Source organism: Paenibacillus piri (assembly GCF_004354045.1).
Classification (GTDB): Bacteria; Bacillota; Bacilli; order Paenibacillales; family NBRC-103111; genus Paenibacillus_S; species Paenibacillus_S piri.
Genome location: NZ_SMRT01000005.1, coordinates 311,487 through 335,991 on the forward strand (window position 1 = coordinate 311,487; position 24,505 = coordinate 335,991).

19 protein-coding genes and 1 pseudogene are annotated in these 24,505 nt (G+C 52.6%); 14 read left to right on the forward strand and 6 right to left on the reverse strand.

Features of this window, described 5'->3' with window-relative positions; all coding sequences use genetic code 11:
- Positions 1–64: 64 nt before the first annotated feature.
- The 6 genes and pseudogenes from mltG (at position 65) to E1757_RS13975 (ending at position 9,554) form a co-directional block, all read left to right on the forward strand.
- Positions 65–1,135 carry an endolytic transglycosylase MltG gene (gene mltG, locus E1757_RS13945; RefSeq protein WP_133229014.1) on the forward strand — a complete coding sequence of 357 codons (1,071 nt, stop codon included), beginning with the start codon at positions 65–67 and terminating at the stop codon, positions 1,133–1,135.
- A gap of 71 nt (positions 1,136–1,206) precedes the next feature.
- A complete protein-coding gene (locus tag E1757_RS13950) occupies positions 1,207–2,139 on the forward strand; it encodes a peptidase U32 family protein (protein WP_133229016.1) in 933 nt (310 codons plus the stop codon).
- Between the two features lie 39 nt (positions 2,140–2,178).
- Complete coding sequence (locus tag E1757_RS13955) at positions 2,179–3,465, forward strand: peptidase U32 family protein (protein ID WP_133229017.1); 1,287 nt, start codon at positions 2,179–2,181, stop codon at positions 3,463–3,465.
- 245 nt (positions 3,466–3,710) lie between these two features.
- Positions 3,711–4,234, forward strand: a pseudogene (locus E1757_RS37190) (IS91 family transposase); the annotation flags it as partial.
- Between the two features lie 1,241 nt (positions 4,235–5,475).
- Positions 5,476–7,479 carry a methyl-accepting chemotaxis protein gene (locus tag E1757_RS13970; RefSeq protein WP_425464839.1) on the forward strand — a complete coding sequence of 668 codons (2,004 nt, stop codon included), beginning with the start codon at positions 5,476–5,478 and terminating at the stop codon, positions 7,477–7,479.
- 269 nt (positions 7,480–7,748) lie between these two features.
- Positions 7,749–9,554, forward strand: a complete 1,806-nt coding sequence (locus E1757_RS13975) for a peptidoglycan D,D-transpeptidase FtsI family protein (protein WP_133229019.1) — start codon at positions 7,749–7,751, stop codon at positions 9,552–9,554.
- Here E1757_RS13975 and E1757_RS13980 read toward each other — a convergent pair.
- Entirely contained in the window at positions 9,548–10,837 is a 1,290-nt protein-coding gene (locus E1757_RS13980) for an ATP-binding protein (RefSeq protein ID WP_133229020.1), read from the reverse strand. The genes E1757_RS13975 and E1757_RS13980 overlap by 7 nt on opposite strands.
- A 166-nt stretch (positions 10,838–11,003) precedes the next feature.
- Positions 11,004–12,053, reverse strand: a complete 1,050-nt coding sequence (locus E1757_RS13985; RefSeq protein WP_133229021.1) for a metallophosphoesterase family protein — start codon at positions 12,051–12,053, stop codon at positions 11,004–11,006.
- Positions 12,054–12,402: 349 nt separating this feature from the next.
- Between E1757_RS13985 and E1757_RS13990 the strand changes: the two genes are divergently transcribed.
- From E1757_RS13990 to E1757_RS14010, 5 genes are all read left to right on the forward strand, one after another.
- Positions 12,403–13,386, forward strand: a complete 984-nt coding sequence (locus E1757_RS13990) for an aldo/keto reductase (RefSeq protein ID WP_165972114.1) — start codon at positions 12,403–12,405, stop codon at positions 13,384–13,386.
- 210 nt (positions 13,387–13,596) lie between these two features.
- Positions 13,597–14,820: a DUF2157 domain-containing protein gene (locus E1757_RS13995; RefSeq protein WP_133229023.1), complete on the forward strand. Its 1,224-nt coding sequence runs from the start codon at positions 13,597–13,599 to the stop codon at positions 14,818–14,820.
- Positions 14,817–15,350 (forward strand): GDYXXLXY domain-containing protein, encoded by a 534-nt coding sequence (locus tag E1757_RS14000; protein WP_133229024.1) that lies wholly within the window; start codon positions 14,817–14,819, stop codon positions 15,348–15,350. Before E1757_RS13995 ends, E1757_RS14000 begins: the two co-directional genes overlap by 4 nt.
- Positions 15,351–15,603: 253 nt before the next feature.
- Entirely contained in the window at positions 15,604–16,794 is a 1,191-nt protein-coding gene (locus tag E1757_RS14005) for an MFS transporter (RefSeq protein ID WP_133229026.1), read from the forward strand.
- A 142-nt stretch (positions 16,795–16,936) separates the two neighbouring features.
- Positions 16,937–17,761 (forward strand): lipoate--protein ligase family protein, encoded by an 825-nt coding sequence (locus E1757_RS14010; RefSeq protein WP_133229028.1) that lies wholly within the window; start codon positions 16,937–16,939, stop codon positions 17,759–17,761.
- 39 nt (positions 17,762–17,800) lie between these two features.
- On the opposite strand, the gene E1757_RS14015 is transcribed toward E1757_RS14010, so the two are convergent.
- Positions 17,801–18,022 (reverse strand): hypothetical protein, encoded by a 222-nt coding sequence (locus E1757_RS14015; protein WP_133229030.1) that lies wholly within the window; start codon positions 18,020–18,022, stop codon positions 17,801–17,803.
- Between the two features lie 306 nt (positions 18,023–18,328).
- The gene (locus E1757_RS14020; protein ID WP_133229032.1) at positions 18,329–18,721 is read right to left on the reverse strand and encodes a winged helix-turn-helix transcriptional regulator; all 393 of its coding nucleotides are present in this window, start codon (positions 18,719–18,721) and stop codon (positions 18,329–18,331) included.
- Between the two features lie 115 nt (positions 18,722–18,836).
- Here E1757_RS14020 and E1757_RS14025 point away from each other — a divergent pair, with 115 nt between their 5' ends.
- The gene (locus E1757_RS14025) at positions 18,837–19,958 is read left to right on the forward strand and encodes a Gfo/Idh/MocA family protein (protein WP_133229034.1); all 1,122 of its coding nucleotides are present in this window, start codon (positions 18,837–18,839) and stop codon (positions 19,956–19,958) included.
- A 184-nt stretch (positions 19,959–20,142) separates the two neighbouring features.
- Here the strand turns inward: E1757_RS14025 and E1757_RS14030 are convergent, their stop codons facing one another.
- On the reverse strand, positions 20,143–21,237 hold the full coding sequence (locus E1757_RS14030) for a branched-chain amino acid aminotransferase (RefSeq protein WP_246079192.1): 1,095 nt from the start codon (positions 21,235–21,237) through the stop codon (positions 20,143–20,145).
- Between the two features lie 318 nt (positions 21,238–21,555).
- On the opposite strand from E1757_RS14030, the gene E1757_RS14035 reads away from it, so the two are divergent.
- Complete coding sequence (locus E1757_RS14035) at positions 21,556–22,434, forward strand: LysR family transcriptional regulator (RefSeq protein WP_133229036.1); 879 nt, start codon at positions 21,556–21,558, stop codon at positions 22,432–22,434.
- A 58-nt stretch (positions 22,435–22,492) separates the two neighbouring features.
- On the opposite strand, the gene E1757_RS14040 is transcribed toward E1757_RS14035, so the two are convergent.
- Positions 22,493–23,221: an alpha/beta hydrolase gene (locus E1757_RS14040; RefSeq protein ID WP_133229038.1), complete on the reverse strand. Its 729-nt coding sequence runs from the start codon at positions 23,219–23,221 to the stop codon at positions 22,493–22,495.
- 209 nt (positions 23,222–23,430) lie between these two features.
- Here E1757_RS14040 and pdhA point away from each other — a divergent pair, with 209 nt between their 5' ends.
- A complete protein-coding gene (gene pdhA, locus E1757_RS14045) occupies positions 23,431–24,504 on the forward strand; it encodes a pyruvate dehydrogenase (acetyl-transferring) E1 component subunit alpha (protein ID WP_133229040.1) in 1,074 nt (357 codons plus the stop codon).
- Position 24,505 lies beyond the last annotated feature (1 nt).

Genomic DNA, 24,505 nt, shown 5'->3' on the forward strand with positions numbered 1-24,505 from the left:
CGGCCGAGCGGAGACGATCCGCTCTTTTTCGTTGTATATGCTTACGTAGTCGAAAGGAGTTTAAGTGGTTGCCGGAAAACGAATATCGATTGTAACCCGGATCGTTGTGACGGTCTTGATCCTGGGAGCCGCCGGATTAACCGGAATAGGGCTGTACGTTTGGCAGCTGCTGCAGCCGATGCCGGCCTCGGAACAGGCTGTGCGCGTGCAGATTGTCCCGGGCATAGGCTCCGCGCAAATTGCGCAAACGCTCGAGCGTCAAGGCTTGATACGGGATGCGGGCGTGTTTTCATATTATTTGAAGGTTAAGCAGCAGGGCGGTAAATTTCAGGCAGGAGAATACGAGCTGGCTCCCGGCATAACGAACGACGCCATTATCGATACGTTGAATAAAGGCTTGACGGTCAAGGAGCAGGGAATCAAGCTTACGGTGCCCGAAGGGTTTACCGTCAGGCAGATCGCCGATAAAGTCGGCCAGCAGTTCGGGCTCGATCCCGCGTCGTTCATGCAGGCCGCCCAGCAGTTCAGCGGATTCACGGCCAAGGCGTTCGGGCAAATCCCCGCCGATCCGCAGCTTCGCAGCCGGCTTGAAGGGTATTTATTTCCCGAGACGTATGAGTGGAAAAAAGATATCAAGGTCGAGGAAATGATCGACATGATGATGCTGGAGCTTGACAAAAAGCTGGCTTCGCTTCCCGACAATTGGCAGCAGACGCTCGCCGCGCGCGGCCAAAGCTTTCACCAGATGATGACGGTCGCCTCGCTAATTGAACGGGAAGTGGTCGTCGAGGACGAACGGGCGCTGGTGAGCGGAGTCATCCAAAACCGGTTGAACAAAAAAATGCCGCTGCAGATCGACGCGACCGTTCAATACATGTTCGATAAGCCGAAAGAACGTTTGCTGGAAAAAGATTTGCAAGTCGAAAGCCCTTATAATTCTTATCTTCATGCCGGCTTGCCGCCCGGGCCGATTGCGAGTCCGAGCCTGGCCTCGATTAAAGCGGCGATTTATCCCGCGGATACGAAATATATGTTTTACGTTACCAAAAAGGACGGCAGCAAAGCGCATCTGTTCGCCGAAACGTACGAACAGCATCAGCATAATATTGCAGAGAGCAAAAAAAATAGTCCTTAGGCGATTCAAGCAAAATGGAGTAACAAGCAAAATGGAGTAGCAAGCAAAATGGAGAAAAGAGGAACAACCGAATGAACACACCGGAGCTGAATATATCGGCCGGCACGGTTTCCGAAGCGAAGCGGTATATTGAAGCGGGAGCCGATGCGGTATCCGTCGGAGAGCATCGCTTCGGCATGCGGCTGCCGGGGAGCATCTCCCTGGAGGAACTGGGCGGCCTGATTCCTTGGGCGCATGAACGCGGCGCAAAGGTCTATGTAATCGTAAATAAAATTATGGACAACGAGCTGTTGCCTGCACTGCCGGACTATTTGCGGAACGTGCAGCAGCTGGGCGCCGACGCGCTCGTATTCGGCGATCCGGCCGTATTGATAGCCGTCCGCCATGCGGCGCCGGGTATGAAGCTGCATTGGAACGCAGAGATGACGTCGACCAATTACGAGACGGCCGGCTATTGGGGTTCCAAAGGAGCGGTCCGCGTCGTGCTGGCCCGCGAGCTGAATATGGACGAGACGCTGGATATTAAACGGAAGCTGACCTCGATGGAAGTCCAGGTTCAAGTGCATGGCGTTACGAATATATATCACTCCAAGCGCAGCCTGGTGACGAACTACGAAGCCCATCAGGGCCGAGCCGCGCAGAAGCTGGACAAGGGGCTTGACCAGGGCCTATTTCTGATCGAGCAGGAGCGCAAGGATGAGCGTTATCCGGTCTACGAAGACGAGAACGGAACGCATATTATGAGCTCTGACGACATGTGTATGGTTGAAAATTTGCATGAGCTGATCGAGGGACAGGTGGACAGTCTGAAAATCGAAGCTCTGCTCAAATCGGTCGAATATAATGAAACCGTCGTTCGCAGCTACCGCCAGGCGATTGACGCCTATATCCGCGATCCGGAGCATTACGAGTTCCAGGAGCAATGGCTCGATGCAATTCGGGAGCTGCAGGACCCGCGGCGCGAATTGTCTTACGGCTTTTTCTACAAAGAGCAGGTATATTAAGCTTCAGCGTTTATACAAAATCGAAAAGGGGTGGAAACAATGACCTTGGTTAACCAACAGCTGCTGGGCAAGCGCGTCCGGCTCGAGAAGCCGGAGCTGCTCGCGCCCGCAGGCAGCCTGGAGAAGCTGAAATTTGCCGTCCATTACGGGGCGGATGCGGTTTATATCGGAGGGCAGCAGTACGGGCTGCGTTCCAATGCGGACAATTTTACGTTCGAGGAAATGCGCGAGGGGGTCGAATTCGCCGACAAGTACGGGGCCAAAGTATTTGTGGCGACCAACATTTTTGCCCATAATGAAGATATTGAAGGCATCGAACATTATTTGCGCTCCATTCAGGATACCGGCGTCGCCGCGATCATTGTAGCCGATCCGGTCATTATCGAAACCTGCAAACGGGTCGCGCCCAAGCTTGAAATCCATTTGAGCACGCAGCAGTCGACGATGAACTGGCAGGCGGTGCAGTTTTGGAAGGAGGAGGGCGTTGACCGTGTCGTGTTGGCCCGCGAGGCCAGCATGCAGGAAATTGTCGAGATCAAGCGGAATGTCGATCTCGAAATCGAAGTGTTCGTGCACGGAGCGATGTGCAGCTCGTATTCCGGCCGCTGCGTGCTGTCGAACCATTTCACGGACCGCGACTCGAACCGCGGCGGCTGCTCGCAATCATGCCGCTGGAAGTACGACCTCTTTACGACGGAAGAGGACCGGCAGCAGTCGGTCGGCATCAAGGAGCTGCCGCTATTCAACGAGAACGACGACGCTTTTTCGATGAGCTCCAAAGACTTGTGCATGATCGAGCATATTCCGGAGCTTGTGATGTCCGGCGTTGACAGCTTCAAAATCGAGGGACGGATGAAGAGCGTTCATTATGTCGCAACGGTCGTCAATGCGTACCGTCAGGCGATTGACGCGTATTTTGCCGACCCGGAGCATTATGAGCTGAAGCCGGAGTGGCGGTACGAAATTTTTAAGGCGGCGAATCGGCCGCTTAATACCGGTTTCTTCTACGACCACCCGGATCACGAGGATCATATTTTCGAACCGGAGGATAAAGCGGCGCCTTACGATTTCGTCGGAGTCGTAATGGCTTATGACGAAGCGAGCGGGATCGCGACGATTCAGCAGCGCAATCATTTTAAGCCCGGGCAGGAGATTGAGTTTTTCGGCCCGCATGGCACCTTGTTCAAACAGCAGGTGCCGCCGATTCACGACGAATCGGGTCAACCGCTCGATGCGGCCCGTCATCCGCTGCTGCTGATTCAATTGAAGGTGGAGCAGCCGGTCAAGCCTTACGATATGATGCGTAAAAAGATGGGCAAAGCCTGATTCAACAGCCGTTCAGTGAACTCGTTCAGCTTTGCTGAACATCGGGGAATCAGATGGGGACTCTACCCCACCTGATTCAAGCCCCGCCTTAGAGGTGGGGGTCTTAACCCGATAAAGTCGCAATCGGATAAAGTCCTCTTCCTAAGGAGAGGGCTTTTTTAAAATATAAGAATTTATAAATATTGATTCCTAAAAAAAGTGGCTTCAGGCAAGGGATTGTGCTACTTTAAGAGAATGGACAGCATATTCTAAAACAGATCCTATTTGACGAAAATGGAAATTGGAATGCATTTTCGGCAAAGCATAAGAAGAAGATTCGTTTCGTTGTTATAAAAGAGGTAGAAAAGTACAGGAAATGCGGCGACCCAAGGAACGGATTTAAGGTATTTGTCTGCGAGGGTTGCCATGACATAAAATGGGTGCCCTATCGGTGTAAAGGTCGGTTCTGCACGACTTGCTCTTGCGGTGAAACCGAGGAATGGAGCCGATTGATGTGCGAAGACGTAGTCCAAGTGAATCATCGACATGTTGTATTTACGATCGATGAGGGGCTATGGGATGTCTTTTTGCGCACCGAAAATTGCTAAAGGATTACATGGATGAGGCCGTACGGCTGGTTAAAACGTATTTTGAGAAGAAATTAAAAGCAGTGCCTGGAATCATTGCAGGCTTACATACATTCGGATCTCGCTTGAACTTCAATCCCCATGTTCATATGTTGGTTACCATGGGAGGCATGAAGAAGAACGGGGAGTGGAAAACGTACGACAACCGTGCAGTAAAGAAAGAGGTAGAAGTAAAGCAGAAGGTAGAACAGAAAGGAAATGGGTATAGGGTGGAAAAGCGATAGCGGTCGCCTTTGAAATCGTGTCAATACCGCTACATACATTCAATGGGACACGATTTCAACAGCGATTGGAACCCCATACCCATTTCCCTCCCAAAGCACCAACGTATGGTTAGAACCAAGGACCGTCAGGGCGAACTTCCCTGACGGTTTTCTTAAACATAATAGAAAGTATAAAATCCGGGAACCAAGGTGTTCCCCTTTTTAAGTTTTTTGGTAAGTAGAGTTATGGAGACCAATATTTTACGACAAATATTTTTTGATGAACATAACCATTGGGAAAATATTGTGAAGAAGCATGGGAAACAAATACCGCTTAGTATGGTCCGGGACTTCGATAGGATGGATGATGGAGACCCGGAAGTGCCCCCGCAATTCGCATGTGAAGCTTGCGGCGGAGCCATGTACCCGGGATACGACAAAGGTGTGCATGGTTATGAAAATACCGGATCGAAGACCGGCTAGTTAAAAAAGAGGTAGCAGGAGACACAAGAGTAGAACAGTAAGAGGGTATGGATGTGGGGTGGAAAGTTTACGGGCCGTCTTTGAAGTCGTGTTCCCCCTGTCCAGTCTAATCGAAGGAACACGACTTCAACAACGGCTGTAACCCCACATCCATCCCTCCCCACGCTCAAACGTATATCCTACACCAAGGACGCCGCAAGGCGTTTTACTTACGTGGTTGGCGTGCCAAGAACCGAAAATAATCGGAGTAAATTTAATATAAATAAATCCACCTTTGGTAGTATTTATGCTGTAAATTTCATGATGGGACAATGGACCCATGGACAAATTTGCCAAAAAGGAATATCATCCTACAGTGTCGAAAAGGAAATCTTATACATTGTCAAAAGAGCTCAAATTAAGGCGGTGGAACTATTATTTTTGTGGTGAAAGCGATTTATTTGGAGGAAAACGGCTTTATCTGTCGAATAACATGACAGGACAAGTAATATTTTCCAAGCATAGCAATTACTTCAGCTAAGGTGGTGGTTCCTTTGAAAGGAATACTGTCTATACTTAAGGAATGGACAGCCAAGATCAGTAAACGGTTCACGGCAGGACAAGCTGCGGCAAGCGGCGGGGGAAACAACGGAGCGTCAGAACGGGTGCCCGGATCATTGAAAGGGATGCGGCTGGAAAATCCGATAAAATCCGTAGGGATGAAATTATTTTTAATTTTTTTGGTCAGCATATTATTTTTTGTACTTACGGTAGGTTTTACTTCCTACAATATTTCCAAAGGCGTTATTCAGAAAAAGGTTGCGGACGCCTCGGAGCAGACTATTATACAGGCGGGGCAAAAGCTTGATCTGCTATATGGCAATTATGAGGATTTAACGATGCAGCTGCTGCTGGATGAAGAAATGAAGAAATTGCTGGCAGCGATCATCGGCTTGGAGAAAAACTCTTTCGATTACTTGCAAACACGGCAAAAAATAGGAGAAAAGCTGAACGTTTACGCCTATGCCAACAAATCGATCAAGGCGCTTCATTTGTTTGCGATGAACGGGGAGCCGGTCAGCTCCGCGGGCGGCTCGGCGGCCCCGAAGGAAAATGTCGATAAAGAGGCGTGGTTTAAAAAAATCGTCGACGAGGGCGGCAAGGCGGCATGGCTGGAAACGAAACCGAAAGGCTATTTCGAAACCGCAGGCGCCACACCGACATTCGCTATCGGGCGCGTACTTAAAAATACGACGAACAGCAGTCAGCAAAATGTGCTGTTGATCGAGATCAGTACGGACGTGCTGAGCAAAGAGCTGACTGAAATCCAAATGGGAGAAGGCGGCCAGACGCTGATTCTTTCACCGGATATGAATGTGGTTTATTCCCAGGATGCGGCATCGTTGGGACAAAAAACAAAAATCGACGTTGCAGCCGATTCTTTGGAAGGCGAAAACCACAACATTATGAATGTGAAAAAAGATTTGCAGCTCGTATATTTCAAATCCGGTAAAACGGGATGGCATTTAATGGGCGCCATGCCGGTCGAAGAGCTGATCAAGGATGCCAAAATCATATCATACATAACATGGGTGATGGCGTTGATCGCGGCTGTCATAGCCGTCGTCATCGGGATCATTGTCGCCAATATGATAGGACGACCGATTATTACGCTTCGCAATCTGATGAAGGATGGCGAGCAGGGGAACCTGACGGTCCGGATGACAGTGAAATCCCAGGACGAAATCGGCCAGCTGGGCAACAGCTTCAACGAAATGATGCAAAAGATTACGGCGCTGGTGCAGCAGACAAACGTTTCCGCGCAGGAAGTGCTCTATACCGCTACAGAGCTGTCGGACGCCTCCAAGAAGACGGCTACGTCTGCGAAGGAAATTGCCGTTGCGACCGAAGAAATCGCCGGCGGCGCATCCAGCCTGGCTGTCGAGTCGGAGCGCGGCAATGAGCTGACTCACAACATCGGCGTGCAAATGAAAGCCGTTGTCGAGGCCAACGTCGTCATGGGAACCGCCGCATCCGATGTGCAGAAGTCCAGTGAGCAGGGGATACAGTACATGTCCGAGCTGATCAACAAGACGAATGCAACGGAAGCGATGACCCGCAACATGGTGGAGAAAGTAGATAATTTGAAAGAAAGCACGCGCTCGATTCGCAAAATTCTTGAAGTGCTGAGCAACGTTTCGAAGCAGACCAATATTTTGTCGCTCAATGCGACGATTGAAGCGGCCCGCGCAGGCGCGGCCGGCAAAGGATTCATGGTGGTTGCGGACGAAATTCGCAAGCTCGCGGACCAGTCTCGTCAATCGATCGAAATCGTAGGTACCATTACCGAAACGATTCAAAGAGAAATTGACGAAACCGTCAACGTTCTGTCGACAGCGTATCCGATTTTCCAGGAGCAGATTGCATCCGTTAAAGAGGCGGATTCGATCTTCAAGCAGGTGCAGACTCACATGGGCGGCTTTATCGGCCAGCTGTCCGAGGTGACGGAATCGATCAGCAATCTGGATGCGGCGCAGCTTGTTTTGTCCGATGCGATGTCCAACGTGAGCGCCGTGGCGGAGGAGTCTTCGGCTACTTCACAGGAAGTCGCTTCGCTCAGCTCCGAGCAGATGAATATTAGCGACGGGCTCGTCCGCTTGTCGGACAAGCTGGATCAGCTGTCCAATTCGTTGAAAGACTCGCTCTCCAAATTCGAGGTTTAAAAGGGACGCGGCTCGGAGTGATATTCCGGTTACTATACTATTCGAACGAAACAATCTTTTTCATGGCGTACTTGCCGTGAAAAAGATTGTTTTTTATTTGCCGATTCCCTCTTCATGCACAAACGAAGCTTATACATGAAGGACGCCGCAATTGTTTTCCGATGCGCCTCGCCGCAAAAAGCTTATAAAAACCGGGCGGCTTATTGTTTGAGCGGTCCGGCAGCCGATCATAATGATACTGTAACGGAAAAAGCGAAAGGGTGCCCGGTATGAACCATGAGAAGCCGCTTAAAAAGCATCGTTTATTTTATATTTTGCTTATAATCGTTTCGCTGCTGGTCGTTTTAAACATCCGGCTGTTTTGGATTCAAGTGGCGGCAAGCCGCAGTTGGACGAGCAGGGGGATCGACCTGGTGGAAAATTCGGTTATTCAACGGGAACAAGGGATTGTGCTGGACAGCGGCCGCGGCGATTTCTATGACCGCAGCGGGCAGCCTCTGACCGGCCGGGAAATTCCAGTTCTGACCGTGTTTCCGGTACATCAGGATAAAGGAAAGGCCGGTAAGGAGTTAAACAGGCGGATCGCGGATATTTTGCATGTGCCGGAGTCCGTATGGATACAGTTTGTCGGGCCGTTGAAGTCTCCTCGGGTGTGGAGCGTCGATGGAGCGGAGGTCGCTTTAAACGAACGGCAAATCGCACAAATATCGGAACTGGGGCTGCCCCAGCTGGCCGTTACCCGCTTGAAGCAGCGTTATGCGGATTCGCAGCTCGCGAGCCAAGTGATCGGCTTCATCGGACAAGATCCGAACCGGATTACCCGGCAGTATACGGACCAGATCCATCGCGGGGAGCTTCAGCTGACGAGCAAAATTGGCGGGGCCGGGCTGGAGAAAACGTTCGAGCCGTGGCTGCAGGGAATCGGGGCGACTTCGGTGTCGCTGTTTACGGATGCGGCCAAGCACCCGCTTCCAGGTCTCGATGCGCGCATCGTAACGCCGCAGAACGGCTACTATCCGGTGAAGGTGGTCACGACACTGGATACGGCGGTCCAGCGCAAGATCGAGCAGGCGATGGACGCTTTGCAAATTCGCGATGGCGCCGTCGTCGTTCTGGATGCAGCCAACGCGGATATCGTCGCGATGGCCAGCCGTCCCGATTTTAACCCGCAGCACGTCGATCTGCAGCAGGGCGCATGGCGCAACCGGGCGTTGAAATCGGCGGCGCCCGGGTCAATTTTTAAAACCGTGACTGCGGCCGCCGCTTTGGAGGAGCGCGCGGTCAAGCCTGACGACATGTTCGAATGCACCGGCGAGTTGGGCAAATACGGGCTAACCTGCTGGAATAAACAAGGCCACGGCCGGATCAGCTTCCGGGAAGGATATGCGCAATCCTGCAATATTGTGTTTGCGAAAATAGCCGAAAAGCTGAAGGGAGCGACGATGGAAGAGTACGCCCGCAAGCTCGGCTTAACGGTTCCGGTTGGCTGGCAGGGAGATTTCATGCAGGCGTCGGACTTCCGGGAACTGGATGCGGAGGAAGGCGGGCAAGTATTTGCCGGATCGACTCCGAAGGAGGATGGAGGGGTAAAGGCGCAGTCGGCGATCGGCCAGCGCGATGTCATGATCACTCCGCTGGAGGCCGCCAACATGGTTGTGACGCTGCTCCGGCAAGGAAAGGTGCTGTCGCCGCGGATCGTGAAGGAGGTCCGATTCCAAAACGGCAGGCTGATGGAAGCGTTCGCCGAGAAGCGGGTCGGCGGCTTGCCGGGCGGTATTTCGGCGGGAACAGCGAAGACGCTGCTGTCCTGGATGGACGATGTGGTGGATCATGGAACCGGGAAATCGCTGCAATCCGCCAAGTGGTCGCTCGCAGGGAAATCCGGCACGGCGCAGGTGACGGATAAAAGCGGCAGCCCCCGCGTCAATCAATGGTTCATCGGCTACGGCCCGACGGAGCATCCGGCGTATGCGGCGGCTGTTATGGTCGGAGGCATGCCGGAAACGGCAGCGAATAAATCGCTGCCGTTGTTCAAGGAAGTGATGGATATATTGGCGTCGTCCGCCGTTCAATGAAAGGATGCGGGAGACAGCGAAGGGAGCATTAGCGAAAAGCAGGTGCCTTTGCCGACTTCGCTGGTCACGTCGATTTTCCCCTGAAAAGTTTGAATCGCTTTGTATGTAACCATCATGCCAAGCCCGGTGCCTTTATTGCGTGTGGAATAAAAGGGCGTTCCCAGCCTGCGGATTTCCTCCGGCGTCATTCCGACGCCGTGATCGATAATGTCGATGCACACATAGTCAGCCTGTACGGCGGCATTTATTTTCAGTTTGCCGCCTCCGGGCATAGCTTCGATGCCGTTTTTACACAGCTGGACGATGCACTGGACAAATTTTTCTTTATTGACGCTAATAAACAGCCGCTCGTCCATCTCCGCCACTACTTCAACCTTGCTCAAGGAAGCATAGGAGAGAATCGACTGGATCGCCTGCTGAATCAACGGTTTGGCGTCTAACAGCTCGATTGACTCCAGATGAGGCTTGGCAAATGCCAAATAATTGGTAATCATCGCCTGCGCTTTGTCTATTTCTTCTATGACCATTTGCGTGTAAATTTGCCGTTTTTCCTCATTGATGCCGGGCTGCTTCAGCATTTGCATAAAGCCGCGGGCAACGGTCATCGGATTGCGGATTTCATGGGCGAACGATGCGGCCAGCCCGCTTAGCGCGTCCATTTTTTCACTTTGCTGATACTGCCTGCGGAGGCTGAGGTTCGTTTTAAACTGTTCGATGATCCAGATAGCCAAGCTGAGTGTAACACTGTGAATGCAGCTGAACAATCCGAAAAAAGCTATTGTGCTCCAGGTGATCGGGATGTTTTCCCACAGCAAAGTGAGGAAAGCCGGAATGGAAACGATGATGCCGCTGATAAAGCCGGCGGCGGCGGCAAACAGAACGTTGCGGAGCTTGCTCTGACCGGTGATGAACGGCTTGCATAGCGATATGAAGATCATGGTTGCGACGATGCAGACGACAGACATCAGGCAAGCAGCCAAGCTCCCGCCCAAATAGAAACGGAATGCCAGTATCGCAGCAGCCGCAAACCATGCGGATTTCCGACCGGCATACAGGATGAGGATGACCAGTGGAACGCCCCGCAAATCGTACACGTGCCCGGGAGACAGCTCCAGGCCCATCGCAATGCACAGCAGCGACGCGATAGTGCACAGTATCGTTATAATCTGCCGGTTGACGATCTGTTGAAATTTATGGACGCGGTCTATCCAAAACACATGGTACAGCATGACCGGCATAATGATAATCAACATGTTTAAAAGCAAATGCCGCAAAATGTTCAAGACAGTAGGACCACCTTATTGTCAACAATGTAAAAACTTCGGACGTGTCTAATTCTTACATCCGTATTCGACACAATTTTTCAATTTCCTACTTAATCCAACAAAAAACCTTTCTACCTCATGAAAATGTTCCTGGGTAAAAAGGTTCTGATTCGTGTATGATGATCTAAATCTTCGTAAGCGGAATGCGCCACTCGGCGGATTCAATCCAGGAACGATCGCTGAATTCGCGGCCGCGCAGCACGACCTGATGCGGGTAAACCTGTACATACAACCCTTGCGCCGGATTGGACGAGCTGCCCGGAACGGAGCGTGTCCGGCCAACGGAAGCATTGTTGATCCAATGAAACGAATTTTCCGCGTTATAATGCTCCTCGCCGACAAAATTGCGGTGGCTATGACCGGAGAGTACAAACACATTGCGGTAAGGCTCGAGAATCGCTCTGAATTGCTTGGCCCGGATCAAGCGGTGGGATTGACCGTCCGTACCCGGCGCAGGCAGCGGCTGATGAATAAAGATGATTGCGGGCCGGCCGTCTTCATGGACTTTCATTATTTGCTGCAGCCATTCAAGCTGTTCATCCGAATACCAGGCGCCTTCGCCGACCTCCGGTTTTTCCTGCACATAGCATTCCTGCGACATCATAATCAGATGAACGCCATTGATCCATGCATCGATGTAAGCTTTTTTGTTGTAGTAGGCCATGAACGTAATAAATCGGTCGCGGGCCATCTTGTCGGTTTTGCCATTCGGCATCGTTTCGGTAGAAAAGGCTCCTTTCGAAGTTAGCCATATGTCATAATAATCATGGTTGCCCATATTGGCGTAAAGCTGCGGAAGCTTGTAGTCGTTCAAAATCGTCTTCAGCAGCTTGTAATCGCTTGCTCTTCCGAAATCGGTCAGATCGCCGCCGAGCACAACGGTATCAAGCGGCGTTTCCCATTCGGCAATGTCCTTCAGCGCCATGTGGAGCTTATCCGTCATGGACGATTCCCCGACCGAGATGTGAAGGTCGCTCAGCAGAAAGAAGGACAAGAGAGGCTCTTTGGCCGCCTCCTCGACAGGGAGAGCCGGACCGGGTACAGCCTTACCCGCTTCAAACTCGGTCTCTGCGGCCACCATCCAACGCCGGACAAAGGGGATCGAAGCGGACGCTCCGGCCGATAAAAAGGCGAGGGACATTAATAATTTTTTGACAAAACTTCTCCGGTTCATAAATGCGTTATCACCCACTCTGTAAAATGCTGCGTAAAGCTGATTGTAACTGGATTAATTATACCTTGCGGGCCGCGGGTTCACAACATATTTCGGCATGAAACGGGGGGCTTGCGGAACTGTATCCGCAGCGGAAGCAAACGAATAATCGCGCGGGAAATCGCAGCTCGCGGACAGGCGCTGAAACAACGGTGGCTTCGACTCCCGCTTATACCGGATTATCGGTCTGGATATCGGGCGTTGGGGCAAATTAGATTGTTTTTTGATCCGTCTCTTCGTTAATGAAATCGCTCCTAATATGCATTATGATAACAATGAAGGAGATTTTGATACGGAGAGGAGACTTACGGTGAAATATCGAATAATTCCGAATACCGATTTGAACGCATCGATCATCTGCCTGGGCACCTCGAACCTCGGCACCCCGATCGGGGAACGGGAATCGTCCGGGATCGTTGATGCTTATGCGGATTGTGGCGGCAATTTCCTCGATACGGCCGAAGTGTATGCGAACTGGCTGCCTGTCGAACCGAACAGCAGCGAACGGTTTATCGGCAAGTGGATGAAGGAAAGAGGAAGCCGCAGCCGGATGGTGCTGGCGACAAAGGGCGGACATCCGCGGCTCGAAACGCCTGCGGTCTCGAGGCTGTCCGACAGTGAAATTCGCGACGATATCGAAGGAAGCTTGCAGCGTCTGCAAACGGACTATATCGATCTTTATTATTTGCACCGCGACGATCCGAACCGTCCGGTCGAGCTGATCGTCGAACTGCTGGAGGAACAGGTCAGAAAAGGAAATATCCGCCACTATGCCTGCTCCAACTGGTCGCTGGACCGTATGGAGCAAGCTAGGCAGTATGCGGCGAAGCAAGGTTATACCGGTTTTGCGGCCGCAAGCAATCTGTGGAATTTAGGCGACGTTAGTCCCGGCGCCATTCAAGATCCGTCCATGGTGGCGACGGACCGGGAGCTGATCGTTTGGCATGCCGAAACGGGGATGCCGCTCATTCCGTACAGCTCGCAGGCGAACGGTTTTTTCAGCGGCAAATACCGCAGGGATCAGACGGTAACGCCCGAATTGGCAAAGACAAGCGTGTTCCGCAAGTACGCCAACGAAACGAATTTTGCACGGCTGGAACGGGTGGAGCGGATCGCGAGAAAACGTCATGCGACGCCAAACCAGATTGCTCTGGCATGCCTGCTGGCGCAGCCATTTCCCGTATATCCGGTAGTCGGCTGCAAACATAAGGAGCATGTGCTTGACAGCGTGGGTGCGGCCGATATTGAATTGGATCCGCAAACCGTATCATATATCTGGTCGGGCGGGCAGTAATCGCAAGGAATAGCGGCATGTCGGTATATTGGATGGCTTTCATCTTTTCGGGATGGCGGCCATTTTTTTTGTTGCATAGTTGTGTGTTAATTTCTTGTCGCTTCAGCCGGGCTCATGTCCGGGTACTAGAGAAAGATAGTACTTAATAATTTCGCGGCTTTGGCTATACTTAAATTAAAAGGCAAGCTTTTGAAAGAAGGTGCATGTGCGATGAGCAAAAAATGGGTTGAACATGAAGGGCTGAGGTGGGTGGAACGCGGAATCGTAACCCGCGAGCAGTACGAGCAAATCGTCGGCTTATATGAAGATAAAAAGCATGCAATCGGCATCCTCCCGCTGCTGGGCGCAATATTGGTCGGACTCGGCATCTTAAGCTTTGTCGCCGCCAATTGGCAGGATATTCCGCAGCTGGCGCGGCTCATTCTGATCGCGACGGTTATGGCGGCCTTTTATACCGGAGGAGAAATGCTGCTGAGAAAAGGCCACGACAAGCTCGGGATAGCCATGGTTGCGCTCGGTTTGACCGCTTTTGGGAGCGGGATTATTTTAACGGGCCAAATGTTCCATTTGGTTGCTTACGACATCACGTCGTTCATCGTCTGGGGAATCGCCGGAACGGTGCTCACCTATATATACCGCAGCCGTTTCCTGTATTTGCTCAGCCTGCTGATTTTCACGTCGGCTCAAATTTACAGTTCTCTGGAAATGCATCATTTCAGCGGCATCGCTTTCGCAATCATGATCGTCGGACTCGGCTACTACGGCTGGAAACGTCAGAACGCGCTGCTGACCTGGTGCTTCAGCTTGAGCTTTGTCATCCAATCGCTCATTCTGGTTGCAAGCAAGGACTGGAAAGCTTTATGGTTCTTCGTTCCGGTTATGGCTTTGTACACGGCAGGCGATTATTTGAAGGACCGCAGCCCGGGATACGCCGTGCAGTCGGTGCCGCTAATCGCCGCTTTCGTCTTTGACGTGATTGCCGTTCTGTTCTACGACGATACAGGCGTGATTCGGCTGAGGGAGCTGCTGCCGGGAGCGACTAATTTTATACTCATTATGCTGCTGCTGTTCGCTGTCTCGGTGTATGGCAAGCTGATCCATAAGCGTGCTTCCAGCGCGTTCGAATGGATTTTGGTCGTACCGTTCGCCTACTTGCCGTCCGGTGCTGCGGTCCTTTACTTGCTGGCGCTATTTTTCTTCGCGCTCTATGTGCTTTGGAGAGGATATATCGAGGAATGGCGGTTTAAAATAAATTTCGGCACCGTGCTTTTTATTTGCGCAACAATGGTGGCGTACGGCAAATTAACATGGGCATTCATGGATAAATCGCTGTTTTTCATATTGGGCGGGTTGCTGCTGCTGTTGTTAAGCTGGTTTCTGAACCGCAGGAAAAAGCAATTTTTTGACGAGGTTAAAGGAGGGGGATCCTCATGAGCGGACATTCCGGGGTATTAACGGGCAAAAACCGCACCAGGCTGCTGATTGCGGTCGTGCTGCTGCAGATACTGTTTTTGGGCGGAATTGCCGGCTCATACTATGCGGTGGGCTGGTTCGGCCAAGAAATCAAGCTGAAAACGGCGCCGGTCGATCCTCGCGATTTGCTGTATGGCGATTACGTGACGCTGGGCTACGAAATCAGCCAGCCGGAGGCGCGCTTGTGGAAAGGAACGGGAGAGCGGCCGGCGCAGGACAGCCGCGTCTATGTTCTGCTGAAGCCGGCGAACGGATTGTATGAGGCGGCCGGAATCTACGACGCCAAACCTGCAGCCGGGCCGGGGGAAGTTGTGCTCAAAGGCAAGGTGCGTTCCGCTTGGGGCGAGTCGATCCGCGTGCAGTACGGACTGGAGCAGTATTACGTTCCGGAAGGAACGGGACGTCAGCTCGAGGATAAAGCCCGGAATATGATCGTCGCCGTAAAGGTCGCCCCTTGGGGGCAAGCGAAAATTGTCGGTATGGAATATTGAGCCCGGACGGTTGAGGAGATGAAATCCTCGACCGTCTTTTTTGGTTGTTTTATACGCTGCCTTGCCGCCCCTGATAAAACGCGCACGTCTCTTAAGGACGACGAAGCCGTGTATCCTGGCTTGCAACGACGGATGACCGGGGCAGGCGAAGGTTTACAGAATAATTTCCTGGTGATACGATAACGTGTATTAGCGTTGTTCCGGTGGAATTTTTTTTCAACCAGATGCAGCAGCAAGGAGGATTCAGGCTCGGATGGAAACTTGGAAGCGAAATTTATGGCTATTATGGGTAGGGTGCTTCGTCACATCGGCAAGCTTTACAATGGTCGTCCCGTTCCTGCCTTTGTTTCTTATCCATATCGGCGTCAGCGAGCATCTCGAAATGTGGGCGGGCTTGTTATACAGCTCCGCCTTTTTGGCGGGTGCGATTTCGGCGCCCTTCTGGGGAGCGATGGGCGATAAATACGGACGGAAACCGATGATTGTGCGCGCCGGCTTCGTCATTTTTATTATTTATGTACTGACCGCATTTGTGACGAATCCGTACGAGCTTTTGGCGCTGAGGGTGCTGCAGGGGCTGTTGACCGGATTTATTCCGGGATCGATCGCGCTTGTCGGAACGAATACGCCTGAGGATAAGGTCGGCTACGCTTTGTCGATGATGTCCACGGCGACCGCTACCGGCGGCATTATGGGACCGCTGCTCGGCGGCGTTATTTCCAAGCTGTTCGAAAACCGGGTCGCATTTGCAAGCGCAGGCGTTTTCGTCCTGTTGGCGACGCTGTTGATTCTGTTCTGGGTGAAGGAGGAGAAATTCGCCGCCCCTAAGCAAAAAACGCCGATTTTCGGACCGATTGGGGATATTACGCAAAACCGCCCGTTTTTGATGGTGCTTTGTTTGATTTTATTGACTCAGCTTTCCGTTATGACGATCGAGCCGATACTGCCCTTATATATCATACAGCTCGGCGGCTCGGTCAAAGATGCATCGCTGTTGGCGGGCATCGTATTCTCCCTGGTCGGTGTAGCGAGCATCTTGTTTGCGCCGCGGTGGGGGAAGCTGGGCGATAAAATCGGCTTCCGCAAAATATTAATCGTCGGCCTGCTGGTTGGCGGGCTGGGCAATCTGGCGCAAATCCCGATGCACGAAATTTGGGGCTTCTCGATTGTCCGGTTTGTGTACGGCGCTTTTTTTTGTGCGGTGTTTCCGGCTCTGAACGCACTGATTGTCCGGGCGACGGCCGCCGAATTCCGCGGGCGCGCGTTCGGGCTGAGTCAGACGGCCAATCAATTGGGCGGGATGCTGGGCCCGCTGGTCGGCGGCGTGATCAGCGGGGTCTTTTCGATTCACAGCGTATTCTGGGTCACCGGCTTGATGCTGCTTGCTACGACGGGCATTGCTTATATGCTGGATAAACCTTCGTCCCAGAAGGCGGCCGCTTAATCATCTGCTGCAAATAACGAGCGGAAACGGGCAGACTTATTTTAAAGAAGCGTCAGCGTGATGATCGACGATATAGCCGGGTTTCAACCAATGTGAAATATGTCGGGACGATGGAATCAAGCGGAAAGAGGAGGCGAACGAGATGGAAGCGGAATCGTGGTCATTGCCCGGAAATATGCTGATATGGGATCGAACGCAATCGGTCGGGCACGATGAGGTGCTTGTGCCTTTTGCCTTGGACGAGCTGCTCTGCCGGCAGACGGGAGCGGGAGGGATGCCGATCGTCCATCTTTGGCGGCATCCCTGCGCCTTCGTCATGGGCTTGCGGGACAGCCGTCTGCCGCATGCGGCGGAGGCGAAGCGATGGCTGGAAGCGCAGGGCTGCTCGGTGGCTGTGCGCAATTCGGGCGGCTCCGCGGTTCCGCTTGATTCGGGCGTCGTCAATATTTCGCTCGTCCTGCCGAAGGCGCAAGGGCAGATCGATTTCCGGCAAGATTTCGAAACGATGTATCGGCTTATCAAGGAAGCGCTGCGCACGCTGTCGCCGGATGTTGAAAAAGGCGAAATCACAGGCTCTTATTGCCCCGGTGATTATGATTTAAGCATTGGCGGACGCAAGTTTTGCGGAATCGCGCAGCGGCGGCAAGCGCATGCGATTGTCGTGCAGGCGTTCGTGGTCGTACGCGGGGACGGTGACGGCAAAGCCGCGCTGGTGCGCGAGTTTTACCGGATCGCGGCGGCGGGTGCGGCGGCAGGCTCCTTTCCCGAGGTAGAGGAGCGCAGTATGGCAAGCCTGGAAGAGCTGATCGGACTTGCGGACGAGCAGCGGTTCGTCAGCTCCGTGAAGCAGACGGTGCGCGCGCACAAGCTTCCGGCAGCGGTCCAGGACGGTCCCCTGCAGCTGCCGGAAGAGCGGCAAATTGCCGAGACGGTCGCCATACTAAAGGCGCGCTACGGGATCGGCTGATTTCTTGCAGCGGCATTTACCGGCTTGATAAGTCCGATATTAGTCTTTAATGCCGGGCCAACGCTGCTCCAATTGAGCGATCAGCTCTCCGTACGTATCGCGCAGATCGCGGATTGTGATCAGCTCCGGCGTATTGGCCGCTTCCTCGGCGGAATGTTCTTTCAGAATCGCGTCGAGGCCGTTGTAATTAAAGGTCAATTCTTTGTAGGTTTGACCGAGTTTTTCAAGAACGACGCCGATTAATGTGCTGTATTTTTCCATGTAAGCTCCTTTCCCGGCTTCTCACAGACCGTTGGCCCGAAGGCGTGCCGTGCAGCGCGGCGCATTTTTTTCCCGTATAGCTTACCCCAGAAAGAGCGCCATGGCATGGCTTAGCCGTCGGCGCTTTTTTGCTTTTTAGGAAATTATGCGCAGCAAATTTCTGTGGATAACCGGGGGCTCCCCCAAAAGTAATCGGAATTGGCTTCGGAGCTTCACGTCACTTTTGGGGGACTTTGTTCCTGTGCGGCCCGGCTCCGCCGATACGGGCAATTCCTTTCATGACGGGGGTCATGCACGACGCGGAGCTTATTTCGTCTGACCGGGAGCGTGCGCTTCGTCATAGCTTCTCCTTGCCTGCTCCACCTGCGAATAATAGTCTGTCGTCCATTGCTTCATTTGCCGCATATGCGGGATGAGCGTTTCCCCTAGCGGGGTCAGCTCATATTCGACGGCCGGAGGGATCGACGGGTGGACATTGCGCTTGACGAATCCGTCCCGTTCCAACTGCCGGAGCGTCTGGGTCAGCATTTTTTGGGAGATATCGGCAATGCGTCTTCTAATTTCGCCATACCTGTTGGTCCCGCTTTCCAAAGCAAAAATGACGAGCACCGTCCACTTGTTGGAAATGATTTCGAGCACCCGCCGATAAGCGCATTCCGTTACCGAAATATCGGGTTTGACTGCCGATGGTGGGGTCATAATATTCCTCCAATGCACCATAATGTTCGCTGCGCACTATAAAGTGCCTACTTACTTAATTTTAGTATATGTATTAATGTATGTCTACAGCCACTTAAAAAGGAGCGATGTTCTTATGACAGCATTCAAAAACGGAAACCCGATCGGTGTCGGCGTGATCGGTGCCAGTCTGGGCGGAACATGGGGAGGTGTCGCGCATCTTCCGGCGCTGCTGGCATTGCCTCAATTCCGGGCGACTGCGGTCAGCACGACCCGGCAAACAAGCGCCGAGGCAACGGCAGAGCGCTTCAGCATTCCCAACGCTTTTACGGACCCGTATGAGCTGGCGATGCATCCCGACGTTGACCTGGTGACGATTGCGGTTAAAGTTCCCGACCACGACAAGCTGATCCGCGCCGCTCTGCAGGCGGGGAAACATGTGTTCAGTGAATTTCCGCTCGGGCGGACGACGGAGGAAGCGTCAGGTCTATTGCAAGCTGCGGAGGCTAAGGGAGTTCGCCACTTTACAGGATTGCAGGCCCGCGCCAACCCTGCTTTTCATTATGTCAAAGATCTGATCGCCGACGGTTATGTCGGAGACGTGCTGGCTGTGCACTGCAGCTATGCCATGCCGGTGTTTCCGACACGGTCCAAACAGATCAACCAATCCCGCGCGTATTTGCTGGAGGAGGCCAATGGCGCCAACCAGCTGACGATTACCGCCGGACATTTGCTGGACGGCATCACGTATATGTTCGGCTCGTTTTCCGAAATCTCGGCGATCCTGGAAACCCAGATCAAACAAGTCAAAGTCGCGGAAACAGGGGAAGTCGTGCAAGCGACCGCGCCGGACCATGTCGTCGTAAACGGAAAGCTGGCAGGCGGGACGATTGTAAGCACCCAGATCCGGAACACGCATCGGGGAGGACTTTCGATTGAAATCAACGGAACGGAGGGAGATTTGCTGCTGCAGTCCGAAGAAAATTATATGTTTCAAATGGACTCGTTTGTCGTAAAAGGAGCGCACGCCGACGGCAAAACGATTGAATGGCTGCCTGTTCCGCCGCAATACAATCTGCTGCCTGCGGGTATACAGGCAGGTCCGGTATTCAACGTTGCCGGCTTGTATACGCAAATTTACAACGATCTGCTGGACAGTACGTACAACGCGCCTGACTTTCGTACGGCCGTCGACGTGCACAAATTATTGGATCATGTGCGGCTGGCGGCCCAAACCGGCACGAGGCTTACGCTTTGATACTGCAGCTGTTAACGTGATAGAACATGTATGGCGTCGCGATCCCCTACCTGGTTAACGGATGGGAAGCAGATGCGATCATAAACGAGTTGCATAGGAATGCTTGATGCGCTCACGGCCGTTCAAAAAGCGAAGCGGGTCCGGTACCGGCTTCGCTTCTTGTAAAAATGCCCCTGTCGGCAGCCTAACATTCCACGGTCCATCCCCATTCGTCCTGCAATCTCCCGTATTGTATTCCCGTCAACGTATCGTACAGCTTTTGCGAGCAGGACCCGACGTTCCCCTGGTTGACCGGGATGTCGTTCCCGTTCCAAAACAATCCGCCGATCGGCGAAATGACCGCAGCCGTTCCTGTGCCGAACGATTCCTCCAAACCGCCGTTCTCGGCCGCACGGACGATTTCGTCGATCGCAATTTTTCGTTCCGTAACGGGAATACCCCATTGCTTGAGCAAGCGGATGACGCTGTTGCGTGTAATTCCTTCGAGAATGCTGCCGTTCAATTCGGGTGTAAGGACTTCGCCGTTTATTTTGAAAAAAACGTTCATGCTGCCGACTTCTTCGATATATGTTCTCTCGATTCCGTCAAGCCACAACACCTGGGAACAATGCTGCCGTTCTTTGGCCTCGGTTTGCGCCTTCAAGGTCGCCGCGTAATTACCGGGTGTCTTGGCATGTCCGGTTCCTCCCCGCACCGCTCTGACATAGTGATCGTCGACAAAGATGCGCACCGGCTTCAGCCCCTCCCCGAAATAAGCTCCCGCAGGGGAAAGAATGATCGCGAACAGGTAACGGTTCGAGGCGCGCACGCCCAGGGCGGCTTCCGTAGCGATAATAAACGGACGAATATACAGCGAGGCGCCGTTGCCTACGGGAATCCAGTTCGCCTCCAGCCGGACAATAGTCTGCACAGCTTCCACGAACAGCGATTCGTCGATGCGGGGAATGTTCAATCGGTCGCAGGAGCGATTCATTCTCTCCGCATTTTTGTCGGGCCGAAACAAGAAGACCTTGTTATCGTCGGTCCGGTAAGCCTTCAATCCTTCGAACACGGACTGGCCGTAATGAAAAACCATCGATGCAGGATCGAGCTGCAGCGGCTCGTAAGGAACAATGCGCGGGTCATGCCAGCCTTGCTCTGCGGAATAATCCATTAAAAACATGCGATCGGTAAAATGCACGCCGAAGCCAAGCGATTGTTGGCCTGGCTTGGGCTTGGCTGTCGGGCATGGATAAATATTTATGCTTTGTTGTACCTTTTCCATCCGTATCGGATTCATGATCGGGTTCCGCCTCTCCAATTTGGAAATAAATAGTTTTGCTACTTCCCACTATAAAATGTCTCGGTATCATTGATCAATTACAAAATAAACCTTATTATTATTGATACAATCGATGATTGATCCGGCGATGGGAAGCGGAAAGGACGAAATCGTTCCGGAAAAGCGCCAGCGCTAAGCCTGTGTTTCCGGATTCAACTGTCAAGCGGGTCCCAGGCAAGAAACGTCCGGCAACAGCGGTTGAAAGAACGGTCCGCTTGCGCCTCGGCATTGATTCGCCGGACGACCGGACATTTTGAAAGCGGGGGGAACTACGATATGGAGCACAGGCTGCTGCAATATTTTATAGCGGTTTGCGAGGAGCTGCACTTTACGAGAGCGGCTGAAAAGCTTGGCATCAACCAGTCTACGCTCAGTCATCAAATTCAGCTGCTGGAGCACCGGGTCGGCGCGCCGCTCTTTGTACGGATAGGCAAAAAAACGTATGTATCGGAGGCGGGGCAAATTTTGCTCAAGCACAGCCGCAATATGTTTCATGAGCTGGAGCAGGCCGCTGCGGCGATTAATGAGCTGAGCAGTTTGCAGCGCGGGCGACTGCGCATCGGCGCTTCGGGCAATCATCTGCTGACCTCCGCCATTATCGCTTTTCACCGGCTGCACCCAGGCGTTGAGCTCTCCGTTATGGAGCTGGCGACGGATGAAACGAAAGAAGGCTTGTTAACGAACCGGCTTGATCTCGGCGTCGTTTTTTTACCGTTAGAGGACGAGCTGCTGCACAGCGCCCCGTTATTTCACGAGCGGCTGCAGCTGGCCGTATCCGTACACAGCGGCCTGGCCGGCACTCCATCCATCCGATTGGAGGAGCTGCAGCGGCACCCTGTAATCATGCTCCAGCACAAGTTTCTCGTACGGCAAATGATGGATGCTTATTGCACGCAAAGCGGCTTCACGCTAAAACCGATTGTTGAGCTGTCCACCCTGGACGCCCTGCTGCAAATGGCGCGAAGCAACATAGGCGCTGCAGTTTTGCCCGGCTCTTTTTTGAAAACCGCCGACTGTTCGGGCATACATATCATTCCAATTGTCAATCCGGTGCCGCAGCGGACGGCCGGCATCGTGTACCGGAAGGAAACATATATGTGCGCCTCGATCCAAACCTTTATTCGCGAATTGACGAACAGCTTCGAGCCCGACTGAAAAATCGTACGGCATCGACTGCAGGACATTCCGCAATCTGAACAAAATGGGCCGCCGCTCATTTCAGCATAAGCTTCATCGCGGCGGGCAGCTCATGCTGCCAAAAGCCCCACAAATGCTTGCCCGGCTTCTCCAGATAGGTCAGCCGGCAGCTTCTTGCCTCCAGCAGCATCAAAGCCTCCCGGTTCGCCTCCAAAAAATCGAACTTGCCGCGTTCCGTCGTCACCTCTTGTTCCTCCAGCCCGATCAGCATATACAGCTGCAGCCACGACAAGTCCGCTTCCGCGGCAATCCGTTCCCGGGTTTGCTGCAAAAATGCTCCTGATAAGGATATAACTTTGCCAAATAGGCTACGATAATCTAAGGCGAGGTGCAGCGATACCGTGCCGCCGAGCGAATCGCCCGCCAGTATGCGTTCGTCGGCCGCTGTGCGCACGTTATATTTTTGCTCGATAAACGGCAGCAGCTCCTGTGTGAAAAACCGGCAGTAATTCGCGAAACGCGCGCCTTCGGGGGCGTATTCCTGCGTCCGAACCGCAGTCACCGTATCAATACATACAATAATCGCCGGATCAACGCCTTCATCGTAAATCAACCGGTTCATATGAGTCGCTATCCGCCCGAAATTAATGAACTGCTCTCCATCCTGGCAGTATATGACGGGGTAGGAGATTAATTCCTGGTACCCTGGGGGTAATAATACACGTACCGTTCGCGGCTCCCCTAAAAAGCTGGACGGGACAAGCTCCTTGATCATGGTGCGCTTGTAATATATCGGGTCGTCCATTTGACGTGCCTCCTGTTGTATTATAATAGTTTTGTAAAATTTCTTCTTCTGTATTATATGTATATTGAATCTGTTATATAGCGTTATTTCTAAAAAAATCATATAATTCAAGAGAGTAGTTGTGTTAATTTAAAAAACAGGTTTATAATGATACTATAACAGAAAGTACAGTAGGATGGCATCAAAATCTATCGTTGAGGTGAATGTACATGAGTAAGCCGTATGAAGTGGCTGTGTCCGAGGTGCAGCCTTTGTCCGTTTTAGCGCCTGATGGTACCGTGGTGAACGAAAATGAAATGCCGAAATTGACTGACGATCAATTGAAAGAACTGATGAGACGCATGGTGTTTACACGCACCTGGGATCAACGGGCCGTCAACTTGACCCGCCAAGGCCGTCTCGGCTTCTATGCTCCGGTTTCCGGACAGGAAGCAACTATGATCGGCAGCGAGTTCGCTTTGAATAAAGACGATTTCATCTGTCCGGGCTACCGGGATATGCCGCAAATCGTGTGGCACGGTTTGCCGATGTATCAAGCGTTCCTATATTCCCGCGGCCATCAGCACGGCGGACAAATTCCGGCCGATGTTCATGTATTGATGCCGCAAATTATTATCGGAGCGCAAATTTTGCATGCGATGGGCGTCTCCATGGCATTTAAAAAACGCGGCGAAAAGCGCGTGGCGATTACGTATACCGGTGACGGAGGCTCCTCCGAGGGCGATTTCTATGAAGGATTGAACTTTGCCGGCGCGTTTAAGCTGCCAACGATTTTTGTCGTTCAAAATAACGGATATGCAATTACGACTCCTTTCGCCAAACAAACCGCCGCGATGTCGGTTGCCCATAAAGCGGTTGCTGCCGGAATCAAAGGCGTACAGGTCGACGGCATGGACATACTGGCCGTAGTCAAAGCGGTTCAGGACGCGGCGGAGCGCGGCCGCAACGGCGAAGGCGCGACGCTGATCGAAGCAATCACCTACCGCTTCCTGCCTCACTCGATGTCCGGCGACGATCCGTCCAAATACCGGACGAAAGAAGAAACGGCGGAATGGGAAGCGACGAGAGATCCGCTGAACCGTTTCCGCATCTACTTGACGGCCAAAGGACTCTGGTCCGAAGAAGAGGAAAACCAAGTGGTCGAGGATGCGAAAAATACAGTAGCCGAGGAGATCAAAAAAGCGGAGCAAACGGAAAAAATGACCGTTCCCGGCTTGATCGACAGCATGTTTGAAACGACGCCGCATCATTTGGAAGAGCAAAAAGCGGATTATATCGGGTAAA

What these genes read in the sequence shown, in the direction of transcription:
- E1757_RS13950 (WP_133229016.1), top strand. Translation starts at nt 1,207, where the DNA reads ATGAACACACCGGAGCTGAATATATCGGCCGGCACGGTTTCCGAAGCG.
- E1757_RS13955 (WP_133229017.1), top strand. Translation starts at nt 2,179, where the DNA reads ATGACCTTGGTTAACCAACAGCTGCTGGGCAAGCGCGTCCGGCTCGAG.
- E1757_RS13970 (WP_425464839.1), top strand. Translation starts at nt 5,476, where the DNA reads ATGAAATTATTTTTAATTTTTTTGGTCAGCATATTATTTTTTGTACTT.
- E1757_RS13975 (WP_133229019.1), top strand. Translation starts at nt 7,749, where the DNA reads ATGAACCATGAGAAGCCGCTTAAAAAGCATCGTTTATTTTATATTTTG.
- E1757_RS13985 (WP_133229021.1), bottom strand. Translation starts at nt 12,053, where the DNA reads ATGAACCGGAGAAGTTTTGTCAAAAAATTATTAATGTCCCTCGCCTTT.
- E1757_RS13995 (WP_133229023.1), top strand. Translation starts at nt 13,597, where the DNA reads ATGAGCAAAAAATGGGTTGAACATGAAGGGCTGAGGTGGGTGGAACGC.
- E1757_RS14000 (WP_133229024.1), top strand. Translation starts at nt 14,817, where the DNA reads ATGAGCGGACATTCCGGGGTATTAACGGGCAAAAACCGCACCAGGCTG.
- E1757_RS14005 (WP_133229026.1), top strand. Translation starts at nt 15,604, where the DNA reads ATGGAAACTTGGAAGCGAAATTTATGGCTATTATGGGTAGGGTGCTTC.
- E1757_RS14010 (WP_133229028.1), top strand. Translation starts at nt 16,937, where the DNA reads ATGGAAGCGGAATCGTGGTCATTGCCCGGAAATATGCTGATATGGGAT.
- E1757_RS14015 (WP_133229030.1), bottom strand. Translation starts at nt 18,022, where the DNA reads ATGGAAAAATACAGCACATTAATCGGCGTCGTTCTTGAAAAACTCGGT.
- E1757_RS14020 (WP_133229032.1), bottom strand. Translation starts at nt 18,721, where the DNA reads ATGACCCCACCATCGGCAGTCAAACCCGATATTTCGGTAACGGAATGC.
- E1757_RS14025 (WP_133229034.1), top strand. Translation starts at nt 18,837, where the DNA reads ATGACAGCATTCAAAAACGGAAACCCGATCGGTGTCGGCGTGATCGGT.
- E1757_RS14030 (WP_246079192.1), bottom strand. Translation starts at nt 21,237, where the DNA reads ATGAATCCGATACGGATGGAAAAGGTACAACAAAGCATAAATATTTAT.
- E1757_RS14035 (WP_133229036.1), top strand. Translation starts at nt 21,556, where the DNA reads ATGGAGCACAGGCTGCTGCAATATTTTATAGCGGTTTGCGAGGAGCTG.
- E1757_RS14040 (WP_133229038.1), bottom strand. Translation starts at nt 23,221, where the DNA reads ATGGACGACCCGATATATTACAAGCGCACCATGATCAAGGAGCTTGTC.
- pdhA (WP_133229040.1), top strand. Translation starts at nt 23,431, where the DNA reads ATGAGTAAGCCGTATGAAGTGGCTGTGTCCGAGGTGCAGCCTTTGTCC.